The sequence below is a fragment of the Paractinoplanes pyxinae genome (assembly GCF_026626335.1).
In the GTDB taxonomy this organism is placed as follows: domain Bacteria; phylum Actinomycetota; class Actinomycetes; order Mycobacteriales; family Micromonosporaceae; genus Actinoplanes; species Actinoplanes pyxinae.
In genome coordinates this window covers 84,785-102,245 of sequence record NZ_JAPNTZ010000001.1, presented here as the reverse complement: position 1 = coordinate 102,245, position 17,461 = coordinate 84,785, and the positions used below count along the sequence as shown (strand labels likewise).

Sequence of the window (17,461 nt, the reverse complement as noted above, 5' to 3'; positions counted from 1 at the left end):
GCCGATGTCGTACCCCCGTGGTAGACACTGCGGCTGTGACTAGCCCACCTTTCACGATCACCGAGCGGGAGGCGCCGACCGGTGTCCTGCGCGTGAGCCTGTCCGGCGACTTCGACATGAGCCTCGGTGACGCCCTCGCCCGCGCGCTGGTCGAGGCGGCGCGCCGCCCGGGGGTCACCCAAGTCGTCGTCGACCTCGACCACACCCGCTTCATCGACTCGCACGCCGTGGCCGGCCTGGTGCAGGGCTATCAGGCGGCCGCCGCGGCACAGCGCGAGTTCACCGTCGTCAACGGCCGCGGCACGGTTCAGGATGTCCTCGACATCACCGGGTTGTCCGAGGTGCTCTGCCGCTGAGGCGGGCCGCCGTTCACCAGCCGCGCGTGCCCGGGCCGCCCTTGAACGGGCCGGTGATGTCCGCGGTGATCCAGCCGCCGTAGAAGTCACCCTCCTGCGCCCGCACCAGTTCGCCGGCCACCCGGCACTCGTCGAGCCGGCCGGGATAGAAGGCGACGGCGCCGGCGAGCGCCGCGTACGGCCGGGTGGGGTTCTCGTACGACCAGCCGGCCTGCCGCACCCGGACCTCGCCGGCCACGACGTCCCAGTAGCCGGCGACGCCCTTGAACTCGCAGTACGACCGGCCCTCGCCGGGCTCGAGTACCCCGTCGGCGATGTCGCGGCGAGGCAGGTAGTAGACCGGCGGGTGTGACGTCTCCAGCACCCGCCAGCAGTCGCTGCTGTCGGCGATGACCTGCCCCGCGTGCACGACCGTCACCTGCTTGCTGACGCGCTCCAGCCGCGGCGGACGCGGGTAGTCCCAGACCGACTCCATCACCCCAGCTTGCCAGGCCGGCCGCCGGAGCGCCGCTCGCGGCGCACGGTCAGCCGTCGAGCGTCACCACCGGGGCGTTCTGGGCGACGGCCCAGTCCAACGCCTCGCGCAGCCGGTCCTCGGGCAACGGGCGGCGGCGGGTCACGGTCAGTGCCACCGTCACGGTCGCGGACAGGAACGCGCTGCGGGCGTGGGCGGCCTCGAAGTCGGCGACCAGACCGTACGCGAACGCCACCGCGTCGTCGTGCCCGAGCGCGGGCAGGTAGAGCAGGAAGTCGTCGGGGCCGGCCTTGGTCGCCCGGTCGGCCGGCCGCAGCCGGGCCACGACCAGCTCGATCGCGGCCTGCTGCTGGCGAGTGGCCGTCCGTCCGATCGGCCCGTCCTGGCCGGCCGGGGCGTGGGTGACCCGGACGGCCAGCAACGCCACCGGCAGAACGCCGGAGGCGGTGACACCGCTCGTCCCGGCCCATCGCCGCACCCCGGCCCGGCCCGCCAGGTCGGTGTCGCCCGCGTCGTCACGGCCCTCGTCGGGGCGGGCCGGCTGCGCACCGGTCCGCAGCCGGGTGTGGTCGTGCTCGGCCCGGGCCGCGAACAGGTGCAGAGCCGCGTCGGTCCGGCTCTCGCCCGGCGTGGCCGGTATCTCCCGCACCCGGCCGACTGCCGCATCCACCGCCGACAGAGCCGCCGGCGGCAGGCGATCGCCCAGTTGACGGCGCAGCCGAAGCACCTCGTGCAGCGCGTCGTCACGGCGGAAGGCGGCCCGGGCCTCGAAGACGCGCCCGCTCTCCAGCGTCGCCGAGCCGGCCTGGAACTCCTCGAGGTCGTGGGCCACCAGCATCCCGCCGAACCTGGGGGTCAGCACGACCACGGTCCACTCCCGCGCCAGCTCCTCCTTCTCGTCGAGCAGGACCGGATGGGCGCCGGCCGGCGTGTCCGGGGTCTGCTCGGCGACCAGACCCACCACCGTCACCGCGGCCCGGCCGGCGATCCGCTCGTAGACGGCGCGTTCACGTTCGAAGTAGGGCAGACGCTGGAACAGGGCGAAGACCACCATCGGCCCGTCCTCGGCGGCCGCCAGCGCCGCCCGTTCCAGCGCGTGCGAGATGGTCACCAGAGTTCTCTTGGTCAGCCGCCGGACGGCTGGGGCATCGGACACGGCCGAACCCTAGGGCCACCGCGCGGTCACCGCATCCGGGCGGTGGCTTGACTGTGTTCCCGCAACACACTGTTCAATCGGTGCTGAGTCGACGAAAGGCGCTGTCCGATGCATGTCACCATTCCGCGCGGGCCGATCGAGCTCGCGGCCGAGCTGCACCTGCCCCATGAGCTGGACGAGGCGGACCCGTTGCGCGCCGTGGTGCTGTCCACGCCGGGCAGCAGCGTGAAGGAGCAGATCGGCGCGAACTACGCCGCCGGCCTCGCCGCGCGGGGCATCGCCGCGCTGGTGTTCGATCCGGCTCACCAGGGTCAGAGCGGCGGCGAACCGCGCGACCTGGAGGACCCGTACCGCCGGAGCGAGGACATCTCGTACGCGATCGACGCCCTCACCGCGATCCCGGGCATCGACCCGCACCGCATCGGCGTCCTCGGCATCTGCGCGGGTGGCGGCTACGCGATCCACACCGCCCGCACCGACCACCGCATCCGGGCCGTCGGCGCGGTCGACCCGGGCGACATCGGCTCGTCGTTCCGCGGCTTCCAGGCGGACGGCCCGGTGGCCGCGCTCGACGCCCTGGCCGAGGCGCGTCTCGAGGAGGTCCGGACGGGCGTGCTGACCCGCGAGAACTGGCTGCCCGACACCCTGGAGGACGCGGAGGCGGCCGGGGTGACCGACGTCGACCTGCTGCAGGCGATTACCTACTACCGCACCGACCGGGGCCGCAACGAGCACTCGACGAACCGCCGCCTTTCCCGGGGCGACTCGTTGCTGCTCGGCTTCGACCCGTTCCACCTGGTCGACCAGCTCATGACCCAGCCCCTGCAGCTGATCCTGGCCGAGAACCTGGACGGCACCGGCTTCGACACGTCGGGTGAGCGGTTGTGGAAGCTGGCCCCGAATCCGGTCGACCGCCTGGTGATCCCCGGCGCCCGGCACTACGAGATGTACGACGTACCGGAATATGTCGACGCCGCCGTCGACCGGCTGGCCACCTTCTATCAGAACCACCTCTAGCCGGTCAGGACGTGCGGTTGGTCGCGGCGTCGGCGAGGGCGACGAGTGCCGACCGGCCGGGCTCGGCCAGGTCGACGTCGTCGAGCGCGGCCAGCGACCGGTCCAGCAGCTCGCCGATCATGCGCTCGACCCCGGCCAGCGCACCGGTCTCGACCAGAACCTCCCGCACCTCGTCGACCCCGGCGGCGTCCAGCGCGCTGTCGCCGAGGTGCGACTTCAAAACCTTTTCTTGTACGCCGGTGGCCTGCTCGAAGGCGAGCGCGACGAGCACCGTCCGCTTGTTCTCGCGCAGATCGTCCCCGGCCGGCTTGCCCGTCCGGCCGGAGTCGCCGAACACCCCCAGCACGTCGTCGCGCAGCTGGAAGGCCTCGCCGAGGGGCAGGCCGAACGCCGAGAAGCGGGCCAGCAGGCGGTCGCCGGCCCCGGCCAGCCGGCCGCCGAGCAGCAGCGGGTGCTCCACGGTGTACTTGGCGCTCTTGTAGTGCATGACCCGGCGGGCCCGTTCGACCGCGCCCGGGTCGCGCCGGCCCCCGCTCGCCTGGTCGAGCAGGTCGAGGTACTGCCCGCCCATGAGCTGGGTGCGCATGCCGTTGAACACGCTGCGGCCGCGGCCGAGCGCGACCGGGTGCAGGCCGCTGCCCGTGTACAGCTCGTCGCTCCAGGCCAGGCACAGGTCGCCGGCCAGCACCGCCGACGAGACGCCGAAGTGGTCGGCGTCGCTGCCCCAGCCCCGGTCGCGGTGCAGTGCCGCGAACCGGCGGTGCACGGCCGGGGCGCCCCGGCGCAGGTCGGAGCCGTCCATGACGTCGTCGTGGATGAGCGCGGCGGCCTGCAGGAACTCGAGCGCGGTGGCCGCGGTGACCACGGCCGGCTCGTCCGGCGCCCCGGCCGCCCGCCACGCCCAGTAGCAGAAGGCCGGTCGGAGCCGCTTGCCACCGCTCATGAGGTCGGCCACGTACCGCACGAGCGGGGCGCAGTCGTCGCTGACGTCGGCCAGCACCTCGGTCTGGCGGGCGAGGAACCTGTCGATCGTGGTGCGGACCCGGGCCCTCAACTGCTCCGCGTCCAGCAGCGCGTGAGCGCGCATTGCCTCGCTCATCATGAATTTCGTTATACAGGTAGCTAGAGAATCTTGCTACCTGTGGGCCTTATGATTTCCGCATGGGCGGACGACGGCGGCAACGATCCAGCGAGGTGGCCCTCGCGATCCGGGGCCTGCTGCAGGCCAGCGGCGAGGCCACGCACAGCCTGGCCGACCGGCTCGGCGTCGGCATCACCGACGCGCTGGCGCTGGACCACCTGCTCAGCCACCGGGACGGCCTCGGGCCGACCGAGCTCGGCCACCGGCTGGGCATCCGGTCGGCCTCGGCCACCACCCTGGTCGACCGGCTCGAGGCGGCCGGCCATGCCGAACGGGTGCCGCACCCGTCCGACCGGCGCCGGCAGACAGTCGTGGCCACCGGTCATGCGTACGAGGAAGTGCTCGGTGCTTTGACGCCTCTTCTCGAGCGGGTCGAGGCGGCGGCGGCCCGGCTGACCCCGGAGCAGGCCGAGGTCACCGCCGGGTTCCTGCGCGACGTCACGGCGGCGATGCGCGATTACGCCGCCGAGTGAGCCGGCCCGCTCAGGGAGCGGGCTCGGCCGTCACCACCACGTTGTCGCGGTAGTGGCGGGTCTTCGCGTCGAACGGGCCACCGCACGTGATCAGCGTCAGCCGGGGACTCCCGTCGCGGGCGAAGTACTTGTCCAGCGGGATGGCCGTCTTGCGGTAGCGCTCGCGGGCGATCACCTCGAAGGCCTGCTCCCGGCCGTCCGGACCGACGAGGGTCACCTCGTCGCCCGCGTTCAGCGCGCCGAGCTTGAAGAAGGCGCCCTTCCCCTCGGCTGCGCTGTCCACGTGCCCGGCGACGACGATGGAACCGGCCTTCGCGGCGAATCCCGGCCCGTACCGGTACCAGCCGACCCGGTCGACGCTGGGCGGGACCGCGAAGTCGCCGGTGGCCGCGTCGATGCCGACGGCGTCGACGGCCGCGTCCAGCTTCAGGGCGGGTATGCGCAGCCGGGCGGGCGCTTCGGTGGTCGCGGTCCGGGGCGGCCGGCCGTCCCGGACCGGCACCCCCACCGCCGAAGCGGCCGGAGAGGCCGGCCCGGTGACCGCCGGGGCGCCGAAGTCGGCCGCGGGCTGCGACTGACAAGCGACGACACCGGCGGTCACGGCCAGGGCCACACCCAGCGCCGCGACGGAAGCGGCGAGGCGTGAGCTCATCGACGCCCGGTCGCCAGCCGCGTGAGGCCGAACAGGGCCAGCAGGATGCCGACCGCGCCGATCCCGTACCAGGGCAGCGAACCGTTGCCGTCGGCGCGGCCGCCGTCACCGCTGGGCACGCCGCCCGGCGCGGAGTGCAGGCCGTCGATCGTCTGCGTCACGATGTCGAGGCTCTTGGCCTCGGCCGAGCCGACCGCGTACACGATCGTCGCCGTGCCTTCCTTCAGGTCCAGGTCGGCCGGGCCGAGCACGCGGGTGTCGCTGCCGGCCAGCACCACGTCGGCCGAGACGGTGCCCGCGTCCAGGTCGGCCTTGCCCTCCTTGCCGTTGGTCACGCCCTCGAAGACCGGCTTGCCGCCGGCCCGGATGTCGACCGCGGGCGCGGCCGCGGCGTGCCGGACGATCAGGCGGGCCTTACCGGCGGCCAGCTTGGCCGTGTCGTTGACGAACGGGGTCAGGGCCGGCTGGCCCTCCGCGTTCAGGTGGGCGACCAGGCTGATGTTGGCGCCGCCGGGCACCTCGGCGTCGTCCACGGTCAGCAGCGCGTCGCCGATGGCGTCGCCCGGCTTGGTCAGGGCGATGTCGTACTGGCCGGCGGGCAGGCTCAGCGGGCCGGCGACCTTGCCGGGCTGGAAGTTCGGCACGGTCTTCTTGCCGTTGACGTAGACGTCGACCGCCTGCCCGGGAATGCCGTGCACGACCGTGACCTGGGAGTTCGCCTTGGCGTAGGCCGGCCCGGCGCCCAGCGCGGCGGCGCCGCCCAGGGCGAGGATGGTGACCGCGCCGGCCGTGACCGCGCGGCGGAGGGACAGATTGCGCATCGGAACTCCTCGGGTGATCGTCGATTCGGTACGCCCGGTCCTTCGCCGGGGCGGCGGCGCTCGGATGCGGATGATCGAAAGAAAAAATCGGTGCAACCGCGCGGGCCCCGGCGAGCGAACTATCAGTTGGAACCCGTATCGAAGGAAGGAGGTCGATGAGCTCCGACGACGAGCTCGCCGAGCGGTTACGCGACGGCGACGAGACGGCTTTACGCATGGCGTACGACCGGCACGGCGCCGCCGTGCTGTACCTGGCCCAGCGGCTGCTGGGCAACCGGGCCGACGCCGAGGACGTCACTCAGATGACGTTCGTGGCCGCGTGGACCGGCCGGGACGGCTTCGATCCGCAACGCGGCAGCGTGCTGGGCTGGCTGCTCGGCATAGCCCGGCGCAAGGCGGTCGACCGGCTGCGGTCGATGGCCCGCGAGCAACGCACGACCGCCACCGTGCAGGCTCAGCAACCACCGCCCGAGCCCGACCGGACCCCCGAACAGACGGTCGACCGCCTCGTGGTCGCCGACGAGCTGTCCCGGCTGCCGGTCGAACAGCGACGCACACTGGAGCTGGCGTTCTTCGACGATCTCACTCATCCACAGATAGCGGCGGTCACCGGGCTGCCGCTGGGCACGGTCAAGAGCCATATCCGCCGGGGAATGGCCAATCTGCGACGGCGTTGGGAGGTGGACGGTGCAACATTTGGATCCCGATCGGCTGGTCCTACTCGCGCTCTCTGAAGAACTCGAGGACCTGAGCGAATCCGATCACCTGACGCAGTGCGACGTCTGCCGCCACGAGATGCGGGCCCTGCGCGAGGTGGCCGGCATCGGCTCCGACGTCCAGGCGCTGCGCGATCTGCCGCCGCCGCCGGAACACGTGTGGCAGGCCATCGAGGCGGGCATCGCACGGGCGCCCGCCCCTGTCGCGCCGGTGGTCGACATCAGGCAGCAACGGGCGCGCCGTTCCCGGCCGCGCTGGCTGACGCCGGTTCTCGCCGCGGCCGCCGCGGCGGTGCTCGCGGTGGCCGGCACGGTGGCCGTCGACCGCTTCACCGGCCGCGCGCCGGCCGAGGAGGTGACCGCGCGGGCGACGCTGACGCCGTTGAAGACGGTGCCGCCGAACGCGGGCGGTGACGTGCGGGTGCTGTCCGACGGGCAGCTTCGCATCGACGTCCGCAACCTGCCGCTGACCACCGGCTTCCACGAGGTGTGGCTGCTCGACCCGGACGACCCGGGCAAGATGGTGGCCCTCGGCAACCTCTCCGACCAGCCGGACGCCGTGCTGCCGGTCCCGCCGGGCACCGACCTGAAGCGGTACCGCCTGGTCGACGTCAGCGACGAGCCGCACGACGGCGACGCCACCCATTCCGGCCGCAGCCTGTTGCGCGGGACCCTCACGGGCTGAGCCGGCCCGGCGGGGTGGCGGTGTCGAAGCCGCCACCCCGCCTCCGGCGGCCGTGAGTTCACAACCGGGCGAGGGCGGCCCGCAGGAAGTCGTCGCGCCGCCGCGCGGCCTCCGCACTGTAGGAATCGGTCGGCGTGTTGAGGGCGGCCACGGCGTCCCAGTAGGCGACGTCGCCGGCCCGGGTGCCGGATGCCTGCTCCCAGCCCAGCAATATATGCGCGGCGGCGTCGTCGCCGTAGATGATCGCCGTCTGCTTGCGGAGCTCGCCGAGGTCCACGCCGGGATGGCCGGTCCCGGCGGTCTTCCAGTCGATCAGGGCGCCGACCCGGTGGCCGTCGGCCATCGCGTTGCCCGGCCACACGTCGCCGTGAACGAGGACGGTCGGCCCGGTCGGCGGCGTGATCGCCTGTACGCGCTCGTCGGCCCGCCGGAGCAGATCGGTGGTCGGCATCCGGCCCGCCCGGCGGTCCCCGGCGAAGTCGTCGACCGCGATGGGCCGCCGTCGCAACGGCAGCCGCGGTTGCGGGTCGAGGCGGACGGTGTGCACCCGGGCGATCGCGGCGCCGGCCGTGCGCAGGAACATCGCGGACGGCCGGGCGGGCCAGGCGCTGGTCCCGCCGGCCACGGTCTCCAGGCTGGCCGGCACACCCGCTTCCCGGCCGTCGACGTCGGCCGCGAGCAGCCGGGGCGCGGGCAGGCCGTGCTTCTCGGCCACGGCCAGCGCGGCCACGTTGGTCACGATCTGCTCGCCGGAGATACGGCTGCTGGGACACCTGAGCACCGCCGACAGCGGCCCGAACGACGTGGTCGCGTCGACCCACCACGGGCTCTCGCCGCCGTGCAGGGACCGCATCCTCGTATCCGGGCTGAGGTGCTTGGCCAGCCAGGCGAGCACCGGCGCGGGGGCCGAGGTCATAGCCGCAGCAGGCGGTCGGCGTTGGTCGCGTACACCAGGGTCAGGACGTCGGGCGGTAGCGCGATCGCGGCGATGTCCCAGCGGCCCTGAGGCGGGATCGGGGCGCCCGGCGCGTACGGGAAGCACTCGTCCTCGGTCTCCAGGAAGCGCCAATACGTTTCGTACGCCTCTCGGGTGGCCGGGAAGGCGTCGGAGCCGAACAGCACCCGGTCCGGGTGGTCGAGGATCAGCCGGCGGGTGGCCCGGGGCTGCCGGCCCAGTTCGGCCAGCCGCCCGCCGAGGTCGATGTGGAAGTTGGGGTGGCGGCGCAGCATGCCGTCGACCCAGCCCAGGTCCTCGGCCGCGCAGCCCACGTGGGCGCCGATGAACACTGTGCCGGGCGCGTTTCCCACCACCGTGTCCAACGCCTGCATCAGCCGGTCGAAGGTGGGGTGGCCGGGCGCGCCGAACCACCAGTCCGGGTTCTCCGCCAATTCCTCGAGCCTTTCATTGCGTACGTCGAAAGGGGCGAAGAAGGCGAGCGGATCGGCCGTGTGAATGAGCACCGGCAGTCCGAGCTCGCCCGCCGCCGCGAAAACATCAGCCAGGCGCGGGTCGTCGGGCAGCACCCGCGCGCCGTCGGCGTCGGTGACACCCAGCCCCAGGTCTTTCCACACTTTGAGGCCGCGCGCACCGGCGTCACGGGCCCGCATCAGCTGGGCGATCAGCGCCTCCGTGGGCCCGGGCCGCTGCAACGCCGTCCAGTCGAGGTGGGCGAAGGTCACGAACCGGCCCGGGTGCGCCCGGTCGTAGCGGTCCAGGTTGGCGTCGAGCTCGGTTCCCCACCGGCCGTCGAGGTTGACGATCGTCCGGACCCCGGCCGCATCCATCAGATCGAGCAGCTCGGCGGCGTCGGGGATGAGCCAGTCGCCGTCGCCGAGCCACCGCCCGAGGTGGTTGTGCACATCGACGACCGGCGCCGCCGCGCGGGCGACGTACGTCTGCGGCCGCCGGATCGACGGGACGGGCGTGTAGTCGCGCAGCGGCAGGTCGTCGATGTTCATGTGCGGCCCCTTCTAGGTGAGGGTGAGCCATCCCGTACGGATGTTCTGGCTGCTGTTGGCGAACCGCAAGGGAATGCCGCCGCGCATCGGATTGGGCACGCGCAGCATGATCCGGGCGCCGGACGGGACGCCCTTGATCCGGGCCGACAGCGTGGTCTCCGGCCCGGGCTGGATGCCGGCCACGGACCATCCGGTCGTCCAGCGCCGGACGATGCGCCCGGACCGGTCGGCCGCGGCCAGCTCGACCGGCCAGTCGTAGTAGAAGGGCGCGGTCCCCCGGTTGGCCACCCGGATCGACACGCGGTCGCGGCCGACCGCCGCCTGCGTGACCGTCAGCTCGTACCCCAGGGACCTGGCCGCGGACAGCGCACGCTGATACTCGTCGCCGGTGTAGCCCTCGCCGGCAAAGGCGGCGTGGTTGATGAGCCAGGAGGCGTGCGTCTGCGCCACCGACTCGGTGTAGTCCTCGTACTGCGTACAACTAATCGGGTCTTCGAACAGGCAGGACTGGATCTCGGGACGCAGCTCCCCGCCGACCGGTTCCCGCTGCCATTTGCCGGTGACGCCCTCGTCGATGAGGCGCTGCACGAAGTGCCAGGACTGCGCGGGCAGCGTCTCGAAGGCGAACGAGTCGTCGTGGTAGCCGATGTTCAGGTTCTTGTTCTGCGGGCTGGGATAGCGGGCCAGCAGCCGGGTGGTGCGGAACGCGGCGTCGTAGCGGTTCAGGATCCGGGTCAGGTTCGCGGTGCTGGGCATCCAGTTCTCGGGCCGGGTCGTGCCGTCGTAGGGCCAGGTGTGCCACTCACCCCAGAACCCGATCAGTCCCAGCGTGAGGAAGCCGATCCGCGGATCCCCGTCGTAGCGGCGGCCGAGCGCGGTGATGAAGTTCTCGAGCGAGGTGATCAGCCGGGGATCGTTCCAGTCGGGGGCGACGCTGACGCCGTTGTTGCCGAAGTCCGGATACGGGCGGGTGACCAAGCCCTGGTCGAGCAGATACTGCGGGATGCCGGTGGGCCGGCCCGGATAGTCGAGGTAGATCCGGAACGCGCTCTGGTGCCCGCGGGCGGCGATCGCGTCGAGCTGTTTCTCGATCGCGTCCCACCGGAACTGCCGGGGGCCGGTCATGATGTCGCGCAGCGGCAGATAGAACCATTCCATGCTGTGCGGGAAGGTCTGGTAGTCGCCGGCGAAGGGCAGGAAACCCTTGAGCGGGTTGTCGGCGGGCGCGGCGGTGTAGGACAGGGGCTTCCAGGTCGGGCCGGGCTTGGCCACGGCGGGGCTGCCTGTGGCCAGAACCAGGGCGAGGGCGAGGACGAGCGCTCTGCGCATGGTGTGATCCCTCAGCTGACGGTGATGCGGTCGATGTCGGGGGCCCAGCCGCCGGGGTTGGCGACGGTGATCGTGGTGGCGCCGGCGGGCAGGGTGAGCGTGGTGGCGGTGGCGCCGACCGTGTCCCAGCCGCCGGTGGCCGGGAAGGTGACGGGCTGGCCGTTGACGGTGGCCGTCCTGGGCTCGGCGGTCAGGTAGTGGAAGGTGACGGTTTTCGGGCCGCCGCCGGGGACGCCGGTGAAGGTGAGCGTGGCGCCGTTGCCGAGCCAGCCGACCTTCTGGCCGCCCGAGCAGGCCGCGCAAGAGGCAACTGCGGCTCCCCCGGTACGCGTACCGGCCTCGGCTTCGAAGCCGGCCGGCCCGCCGCCGCCCGTACCGACGGTCACCGGGCCCAGGCCGAGCCAGCCGTCCGACTGCTGGGTGGCGTTGGCGAAGCGCAGCTTCCTGGCGTTGGCGCTGACCGCCTCGAGCGGGTTCTTGACGCGCAACACCCACTGGTACGAGCCGTTGGCCAGCCCGGACAGGTCGGCGGTGTGCTGGAAGTACTGCCGGTAGCCGAAATCGCGATAGTCGCCGCCCGCGTTCCAGTCGGGGAAGTTCCGGATCGTCAGCGGTTGCACCTTGCGCAGATCCCAGCTGGTGTCCCACGTCCGTACGACCGTTCCGCCGCTGTTCTTCAGACCGAGCGTCACCGTCCACGGGTAGTAGAACGGGGCCACGCCGGTGTTGGCGATCCGGACGCCGACGTTCGTGCTGCCACTTGCCGTGTCGCGGTAGTAGGCGTTGTCGACCGTGAGGTTGTAACCCATCAGCCGGACCGCGGCCCCCACGTTGGCGTCGCCCGCCGCGTACCCGCCGCTCTGCTCGTTGATCATCCAGCTCGCGTGGGTCAGCTCGAGGCAGGCCTTGAGGTTGTCGACCGCGCCGGAACCGTTGGGCCAGCTCGCGAACGCCGTGGACTGGATCTCCGGGCGTAGCTCGCCGCCGATCGAGCTGGTGATCCACTTGTTCTCGGTGCCGGTGGCCAGGTTGCGCTGCAGCTGCGCGTAGGACGCGCCGCCGAGCGACTGCGGCAGCGTGACGCCCTGCAGCGGCGAGCCTTCGCGGAAGCAGAACGAGTCGTCGTGGTAGCCGATGTCGCGGTTGTTGGCGGCGCCGCCGGCCGCGTCCGGATAGCGGATCTCGACCTTCGTCCGGTTGAACGCGGCGTCGAAGGCGGCCACCAGCTGGGCGCCGTTGGCGTCGCTGGGCATGTAGTTCGGCCGTCCGTCGGCGGTGTCGGTGTCGTACGGCCAGGTGTGCCACTCACCCCACAGCCCGACCAGGCCGAGGTGGAGGAAGCCGAGCCGGGGGTCGCCGTCGTAGCGGGCGCCGAAGGCCGCGATGAAGTTCTTCAGCGCGGTCAGTGCGAACGGGTTGTCGTAGTCGGGGTGCGTGACGTTCCAGTACGTGTCGGCCCGCATCGCGACGTTGCCGGTGAAGCAGGGCGGGATCGCGTTGGCCGGGTGGCTGCCGGTGCCGCCGGGGTAGGTCAGGTAGACGCGGATCGCCGCCTGGTTCCCGTAGCTCGCCGTCTCGGCCAGCATGTTGTCCACGATGGACCAGTTGTAGCTGCCGCAGTTCGAGGCGCTGGTCATGATCTCCGACAGGCCGAAGTAGCCCCAGGTCAGCGCGTGCGGATAGCCGACGTTCTGGTTGCCGCCGGGTGAGTAGAACTTCGCGAAGCCCTTGAGCGGGTTGTCGATCGGCCCCGGCGCCGCCGCGAGCGGATGGACCGCCAGGGCGGCGTCGGGAGCGGACGGGGCCGCGGGCCGGGGCGGGGGTCCGGCCGGTGCGGCGTGCGCCACGGCCGCCGGGGTGAGGGCGAGGAGGACGCCGAGGACCACGGCGCCGAGGGATCTTCTCATTGTCGATCTCCGAGGGTCGGTGTTGCCCGGGGATTACGAAGAGGTATTGACAAAATATCGAAGGTCTACATCATTATTCGACATCGGGCCGGCTGGCAAGGGCCAACCCGTCGGATGAAGCGGGGGCGCGGATGAGCTCGACGAAACGGCGCGACGACCGTCGCGCGGCCTGGTGGTTCCTCGTGCCGGTGCTGGCCGGGTTCGCCGTGTTCTACGGCTACCCGGCCATCCGCGGCGCCTGGTACTCGGTCACCGACTACACGATGCTCGGCACTCCGGCCTTCGTGGGCGCCGACAACTACGACAAGCTAGTGCACGACAGCCAGTTCTGGCGGTCGCTGCTGGTCACCGTCTGGTACGTGGTCCTCAACATCGGGTCGCAGACCGTGCTGGCCCTGCTCGTGGCCGCGCTCATGCACCGGCTGACCCGCTCGGTGGTGCTGCGGGCGACGCTGCTGCTGCCGTGGCTGGTCCCCAACGTCACCGTGGGCCTGCTGTGGATGTGGCTGCTCGACACCAACCTCGGCTTCGTCAACCACCTGCTCACCACGCTCGGGATCGGCCCGGTCGGCTTCCTCACCGACGCGGCGCTGGCCATGCCGTCGATCGCGGCCATCAACACCTGGGCCTACGCGGGGTACACGGCACTGCTGCTGTACGCCGGGATGCTCCAGATTCCGCAGTATCTCTACGAAGGGGCGTCGATCGACGGCGCCGGCGAGTGGCGGATGTTCCGCTCGATCACGCTGCCGCTGCTGCGCCCCGTCCTGGCCCTGGTGCTGGTGGTCTCACTGATCGGCTCGTTCCAGATCTTCGACACCATCGCGGTCACCACGCAGGGCGATCCGGCCGGCGCCACCCGGGTCCTCTACTACTTCATCTATCAGCAGGCCTTCTCGTACTTCCAGATGGGCTACGCCTCGGCCGCGGCGGTGTTCCTCGCGCTGATCCTCGGCGTGCTCACCGCCGTCCAGATGCGCCTGCTGCGGGCGTCCACCTCGGACCTGGCATGAGGACGGACCGCATGCGCAGGATCTTCGGCTGGACGGTCATGGCCGTCATCGTGGTGATCACCGTTTTCCCGTTCTGGTGGATGGTCCGTACGGCGCTGACCCCGGCCGGCGACCTGCTGACCGACAACGCCGGCCTGCTCCCCCGCGACCCCACCCTGATCAACTTCGCCCGGGTGCTCAGCCTGACCAGTGAGGCCGAGGCCCGCGCGGCCGGCGGCTCGGGCGCGCACATCGACTTCGCCCGCTACATCCTCAACTCGGTCATCTACTGCGGGCTGATCGCGGCGTTCCAGACGCTGTTCTGCGCCATGGCCGGGTACGCCTTCGCCCGGCTGCGCTTCCCCGGCCGCGACCTGGTCTTCGCGATCATCATCAGCGCCCTGATGGTGCCGCCCATCTTCACGCTGCTGCCCAACTTCGTACTCGTCAAAGACCTCGGCCTGATCAACACGATGGCCGGCATGGTCGCGCCGACCATCCTGATGACCCCGTTCGCGGTGTTCTTCCTGCGCCAGTTCTTCCTGTCGCTGCCCCGCGACGTCGAGGAGGCCGCGATCCTCGACGGCAACGGCCCCTGGGGCATCTTCTGGCGGATCGCGCTGCCGATGAGCCGCGGCCCGCTGATCACCATCGGCATCACCACCACGGTGTGGGCCTGGAAGGACTTCCTGTGGCCGCTGCTGGTCGGCCGGGGCGAGGAGAACCGCCTGGTCACCGTGGCCCTCGGCGTCTTCCTGCAGCAGTCCCCCAACACCCAGCCGGACTGGACCGGGCTGATGGCCGCCTCGACGTTGTCGGTCGTCCCGGTCGCCCTCCTGCTGATCTTCGTCGGCAAGCGGCTCGTCCAGTCGCTCAACTTCACCGGCAGCAAATAACCCTCCCGCAGAGATGAGAGTCAGATGATCCGCAGAACCCGGGCCGCGGCCGTGCTGCTGTCGCTCGCCGTCCTCACCGGCTGCTCCGCCACCGCCGATTCCGGCGACAAGGACAACGTCACCCTCGACTACTGGCTCTGGGACGACAACCAGAAGGCGTCCTACCAGGCCTGCGCCGACGCGTTCACCGCGGCCAACCCCGGCATCAGGATTCAGATCACCCAGTCGGCCTGGGACCAGTACTGGCAGAACCTCACCACCCAGCTCGCCTCGGGGGACGCCCCGGACGTGTGGACCAACCAGGGCTCGTACTACCCGCAGTTCGTCACGTCCGGGCAGATCCTCGACATCGAGCCGTTCGTGACCGCCGACAAGGTCGACCTGACGCAGTACCAGGCCGGGCTGGCCGACCTGTTCACCAAGGACGGCAAGCGCTACGGCCTGCCGAAGGACTGGGACACCATGGCCCTGGTCTACAACGTGGACCATCTGGCCAAGCAGGGCATCAAGCCGGCCGACCTGGCCGATCTCACCTGGAACCCGTCCGACGGCGGCACCTTCGAAAAGCTGATCGCCAAGGCCACCGTCGACGCCAACGGCAAGAACGGGCTCGACCCGGCCTTCGACAAGACCAAGGTCAAGGTGTACGGGTATCTGCCCGAGTGGGCCGACGGGTCGCAGGGCCAGAACGGCTGGGGCAACCTGGCCGCGAGCAACGGATTCACCTACCTCGACAAGAATCCGTGGGGAACTCAGTACAAGTACGACGACCCCGCCCTGGCCGCCACGATCGACTGGTACAAGTCGCTGATCGCCAAGGGCTACAGCCCCGCGCTCGACAAGAACTCGACGCTGAGCCGGGACACGCTGATGGGCGCGGGCAAGGGCGCGATCAGCTTCGCCGGCTCGTGGACGATCAACACGTACCTGGGTGACGACGCCAAGGCCGCATTCGCGTTCGCTCCCGTGCCGGCCGGGCCGCAGGGCCGCAAGACGGCGATCAACGGCCTGTCCGACGCGATCTGGGCCGGCACCGAGCACAAGGACGCGGCCTGGAAGTGGGTCAAGTTCCTGGGCTCGGCCGACTGCCAGAACATCGTCGGCGGCAACGGTGTCGTCTTCCCGGCCATTCAGGGCGCCGGCGAGAAGGCGCTGGCCGCCCACAAGGCGAAGAATCGGGATGTGCAGGTCTTCGTGGACGAGGCCAAGGCCGCCGACGGCACCTTCTTCCTGCCGATCACCGAGCACGGCAACGAGATCAGCCAGACCGTTCAGGACGCCATCCAGTCGGCGGTGCTCGGCCAGACCGACTCGGCCACCGCCCTCAAGAAGGCCAACGACCAGGTCAACGCCCTCTTCAAGTGACCTGGGGACAAGGAGAACCATGGCATCGCTCATCGAGCTCGGCGGCCGCACCTTCGCTCTCGAGGCCTCCGGCCCACCCGAGGCAGCCGACGGCGGCCTGATCCTGCCGCCGGGACGCGTCGCGCTGCTGCACGGACTGGGCGATGCCCTGTTCTACCGCCACGGGCAGAACTCCTGGAGCCCGTGCGGGTGGCGCCGGCTCTCCGGCCCGCCGCTGCGCATCGCCGATCCGCGGCGGCGGGTCACCGCCGACGACGACGTCTGGGACGACCCGGCCCGGCACCACTCCTCAGCGGTGGCCGCCCTCGACGGCGGCGACGGCAACGTGCTGCTGCTGGGCGCGCTCGGGCTCGGCGTGCCGCGGCTGCAGGCCGACCGGGACACCCTGGCCGGGTGGTACGAGCGCGGGGCGGCCCCCTGGTTCCTGGCGTACGGTCCGGAAGCCGACGTGTTCGCCACGTACACCCGGCAGTTGGCCGGGCGGCTGGGCCGCCGTGACCGGCGCGCCGGCAACGTCTGGTGCTCCTGGTACGCGTACTACGAGACGATCACCGAGCAGCAGCTGGCCAAGGACCTCGAGGACCTGACCGGCCGGCCTTTCGACGTGGCCCAGATCGACGACGGCTGGGAGCGGATGGTCGGCGACTGGCACCCCAACGACAAGTTCCCGTCCGGCATGCGAGCGCTGGCCGAGAAGATCGGCGACGCCGGCCTGGTCGCAGGGCTGTGGCTGGCTCCGTTCATCGCCCTGCCCGGCTCCGAGTTCGCGCAGCAGCACCCCGGCCTGCTGCTGCGCGACCCGGACGGCGCCCCGGTGATCGCCGGCCACAACTGGGGAACCGGCTACCACGCCCTCGATCTCTCCCGCCCGGCCGCCCTCGACCACATCCGCGAGCTCACCCACCGGGTGGTGCACGAGTGGGGCTTCAAGTATCTGAAGCTCGACTTCATCAACGCCGGGGCCGTCCCGGGCGTCCGGGCCGGCGACGCCGAACGCGAGCAGACCTACCGCGACGCCCTGACGGCGATCCGCGAGGTGGCCGGGGACGACGTCTACCTGCTCGGCAGCGGCGCGATCCTGCTGCCCTCGCTCGGCCTGCTGGACGGGCTGCGCAGCGGGCCCGACGTCGCGCCGATGTGGCAGAACTACGCCAGCGACGACCCGTCCGACGCGATGGCCCGCAACGCCGTGGTCAACGCGCTGCACCGGCTCTGGCACCGGCCGCTGACCGAGGTCGACCCGGACGTCGTCTACTTCCGCAGCCGGCTCAACCTGCTCACCGACCAGCAACTGGGCTGGCTGCGCGACCTGGCCGACATCTGCCGGTTCCGGGCCGTGTCCGACCCGCCGAGCTGGCTCACCGCCACCGAACTGGAGAAAATGACCGCCTACCTGACCGCGCGCCCGCAGATCCGGCAGCTCGGCCGCTACCGGTTCGCCGTCGACGGCCGCGAGGCCGACTTCACCCCGGTCCTGGCCCCGGCCGCGCAGGCCTACCCGCTCTAGACTTGCCAGCGCCT

Annotated in this window: 18 protein-coding genes; 9 read left to right on the top strand and 9 right to left on the bottom strand. The window is 71.4% G+C overall.

Going from position 1 to position 17,461, the window contains the following annotated elements; all coding sequences use genetic code 11:
• Positions 1 to 35 precede the first annotated feature (35 nt).
• Positions 36 to 356: an STAS domain-containing protein gene (locus OWR29_RS00525; RefSeq protein WP_267560190.1), complete on the top strand. Its 321-nt coding sequence runs from the start codon at positions 36 to 38 to the stop codon at positions 354 to 356.
• Positions 357 to 369: 13 nt separating this feature from the next.
• Here OWR29_RS00525 and OWR29_RS00520 read toward each other — a convergent pair whose 3' ends face one another.
• Together OWR29_RS00520 and OWR29_RS00515 are read right to left on the bottom strand one after the other, a co-directional pair.
• Positions 370 to 831: a DUF427 domain-containing protein gene (locus tag OWR29_RS00520; protein WP_267560189.1), complete on the bottom strand. Its 462-nt coding sequence runs from the start codon at positions 829 to 831 to the stop codon at positions 370 to 372.
• Between the two features lie 49 nt (positions 832 to 880).
• On the bottom strand, positions 881 to 1,987 hold the full coding sequence (locus tag OWR29_RS00515; RefSeq protein ID WP_267560188.1) for a DICT sensory domain-containing protein: 1,107 nt from the start codon (positions 1,985 to 1,987) through the stop codon (positions 881 to 883).
• A 108-nt stretch (positions 1,988 to 2,095) separates the two neighbouring features.
• Between OWR29_RS00515 and OWR29_RS00510 the strand changes: the two genes are divergently transcribed.
• Positions 2,096 to 3,004, top strand: coding sequence for an alpha/beta hydrolase (locus OWR29_RS00510; protein ID WP_267560187.1), 909 nt, complete (start codon positions 2,096 to 2,098; stop codon positions 3,002 to 3,004).
• Positions 3,005 to 3,008: 4 nt separating this feature from the next.
• Here OWR29_RS00510 and OWR29_RS00505 read toward each other — a convergent pair whose 3' ends face one another.
• Entirely contained in the window at positions 3,009 to 4,106 is a 1,098-nt protein-coding gene (locus tag OWR29_RS00505) for a polyprenyl synthetase family protein (RefSeq protein ID WP_267560186.1), read from the bottom strand.
• A 59-nt stretch (positions 4,107 to 4,165) separates the two neighbouring features.
• Between OWR29_RS00505 and OWR29_RS00500 the strand changes: the two genes are divergently transcribed.
• Positions 4,166 to 4,618: a MarR family winged helix-turn-helix transcriptional regulator gene (locus tag OWR29_RS00500; RefSeq protein ID WP_267560185.1), complete on the top strand. Its 453-nt coding sequence runs from the start codon at positions 4,166 to 4,168 to the stop codon at positions 4,616 to 4,618.
• Positions 4,619 to 4,628: 10 nt separating this feature from the next.
• Here the strand turns inward: OWR29_RS00500 and OWR29_RS00495 are convergent, their stop codons facing one another.
• Both OWR29_RS00495 and OWR29_RS00490 read right to left on the bottom strand, forming a co-directional pair.
• The gene (locus tag OWR29_RS00495) at positions 4,629 to 5,270 is read right to left on the bottom strand and encodes a class F sortase (protein WP_267560184.1); all 642 of its coding nucleotides are present in this window, start codon (positions 5,268 to 5,270) and stop codon (positions 4,629 to 4,631) included.
• Positions 5,267 to 6,091, bottom strand: coding sequence for a DUF4397 domain-containing protein (locus tag OWR29_RS00490; RefSeq protein ID WP_267560183.1), 825 nt, complete (start codon positions 6,089 to 6,091; stop codon positions 5,267 to 5,269). Before OWR29_RS00490 ends, OWR29_RS00495 begins: the two co-directional genes overlap by 4 nt.
• Before the next feature lie 155 nt (positions 6,092 to 6,246).
• Here OWR29_RS00490 and OWR29_RS00485 point away from each other — a divergent pair, with 155 nt between their 5' ends.
• Both OWR29_RS00485 and OWR29_RS00480 read left to right on the top strand, forming a co-directional pair.
• A complete protein-coding gene (locus tag OWR29_RS00485; protein WP_267560181.1) occupies positions 6,247 to 6,825 on the top strand; it encodes an RNA polymerase sigma factor in 579 nt (192 codons plus the stop codon).
• Positions 6,779 to 7,492: an anti-sigma factor gene (locus tag OWR29_RS00480; RefSeq protein ID WP_267560180.1), complete on the top strand. Its 714-nt coding sequence runs from the start codon at positions 6,779 to 6,781 to the stop codon at positions 7,490 to 7,492. The genes OWR29_RS00485 and OWR29_RS00480 overlap by 47 nt, the downstream gene beginning before the upstream one ends.
• A gap of 58 nt (positions 7,493 to 7,550) precedes the next feature.
• On the opposite strand, the gene OWR29_RS00475 is transcribed toward OWR29_RS00480, so the two are convergent.
• From OWR29_RS00475 to OWR29_RS00460, 4 genes are read right to left on the bottom strand one after another with little or no spacing between them, the layout of a single operon-like run.
• Positions 7,551 to 8,408: a phosphotransferase family protein gene (locus tag OWR29_RS00475; RefSeq protein ID WP_267560179.1), complete on the bottom strand. Its 858-nt coding sequence runs from the start codon at positions 8,406 to 8,408 to the stop codon at positions 7,551 to 7,553.
• A complete protein-coding gene (locus OWR29_RS00470; RefSeq protein ID WP_267560178.1) occupies positions 8,405 to 9,451 on the bottom strand; it encodes an amidohydrolase family protein in 1,047 nt (348 codons plus the stop codon). Before OWR29_RS00470 ends, OWR29_RS00475 begins: the two co-directional genes overlap by 4 nt.
• Positions 9,452 to 9,463: 12 nt before the next feature.
• On the bottom strand, positions 9,464 to 10,780 hold the full coding sequence (locus OWR29_RS00465) for a DUF4832 domain-containing protein (protein ID WP_267560176.1): 1,317 nt from the start codon (positions 10,778 to 10,780) through the stop codon (positions 9,464 to 9,466).
• A gap of 11 nt (positions 10,781 to 10,791) precedes the next feature.
• On the bottom strand, positions 10,792 to 12,687 hold the full coding sequence (locus OWR29_RS00460) for a DUF4832 domain-containing protein (protein WP_267560174.1): 1,896 nt from the start codon (positions 12,685 to 12,687) through the stop codon (positions 10,792 to 10,794).
• A 131-nt stretch (positions 12,688 to 12,818) separates the two neighbouring features.
• Between OWR29_RS00460 and OWR29_RS00455 the strand changes: the two genes are divergently transcribed.
• The 4 genes from OWR29_RS00455 to OWR29_RS00440 are packed head-to-tail and all read left to right on the top strand — an operon-like array spanning position 12,819 to position 17,447.
• Positions 12,819 to 13,700, top strand: a complete 882-nt coding sequence (locus OWR29_RS00455; RefSeq protein ID WP_267560173.1) for a carbohydrate ABC transporter permease — start codon at positions 12,819 to 12,821, stop codon at positions 13,698 to 13,700.
• 11 nt (positions 13,701 to 13,711) lie between these two features.
• Entirely contained in the window at positions 13,712 to 14,575 is an 864-nt protein-coding gene (locus OWR29_RS00450) for a carbohydrate ABC transporter permease (RefSeq protein ID WP_267560172.1), read from the top strand.
• A 24-nt stretch (positions 14,576 to 14,599) separates the two neighbouring features.
• Entirely contained in the window at positions 14,600 to 15,940 is a 1,341-nt protein-coding gene (locus OWR29_RS00445; protein WP_267560171.1) for an ABC transporter substrate-binding protein, read from the top strand.
• 19 nt (positions 15,941 to 15,959) lie between these two features.
• A complete protein-coding gene (locus tag OWR29_RS00440) occupies positions 15,960 to 17,447 on the top strand; it encodes a glycoside hydrolase family 36 protein (RefSeq protein ID WP_267560170.1) in 1,488 nt (495 codons plus the stop codon).
• Positions 17,448 to 17,461: the final 14 nt, after the last annotated feature.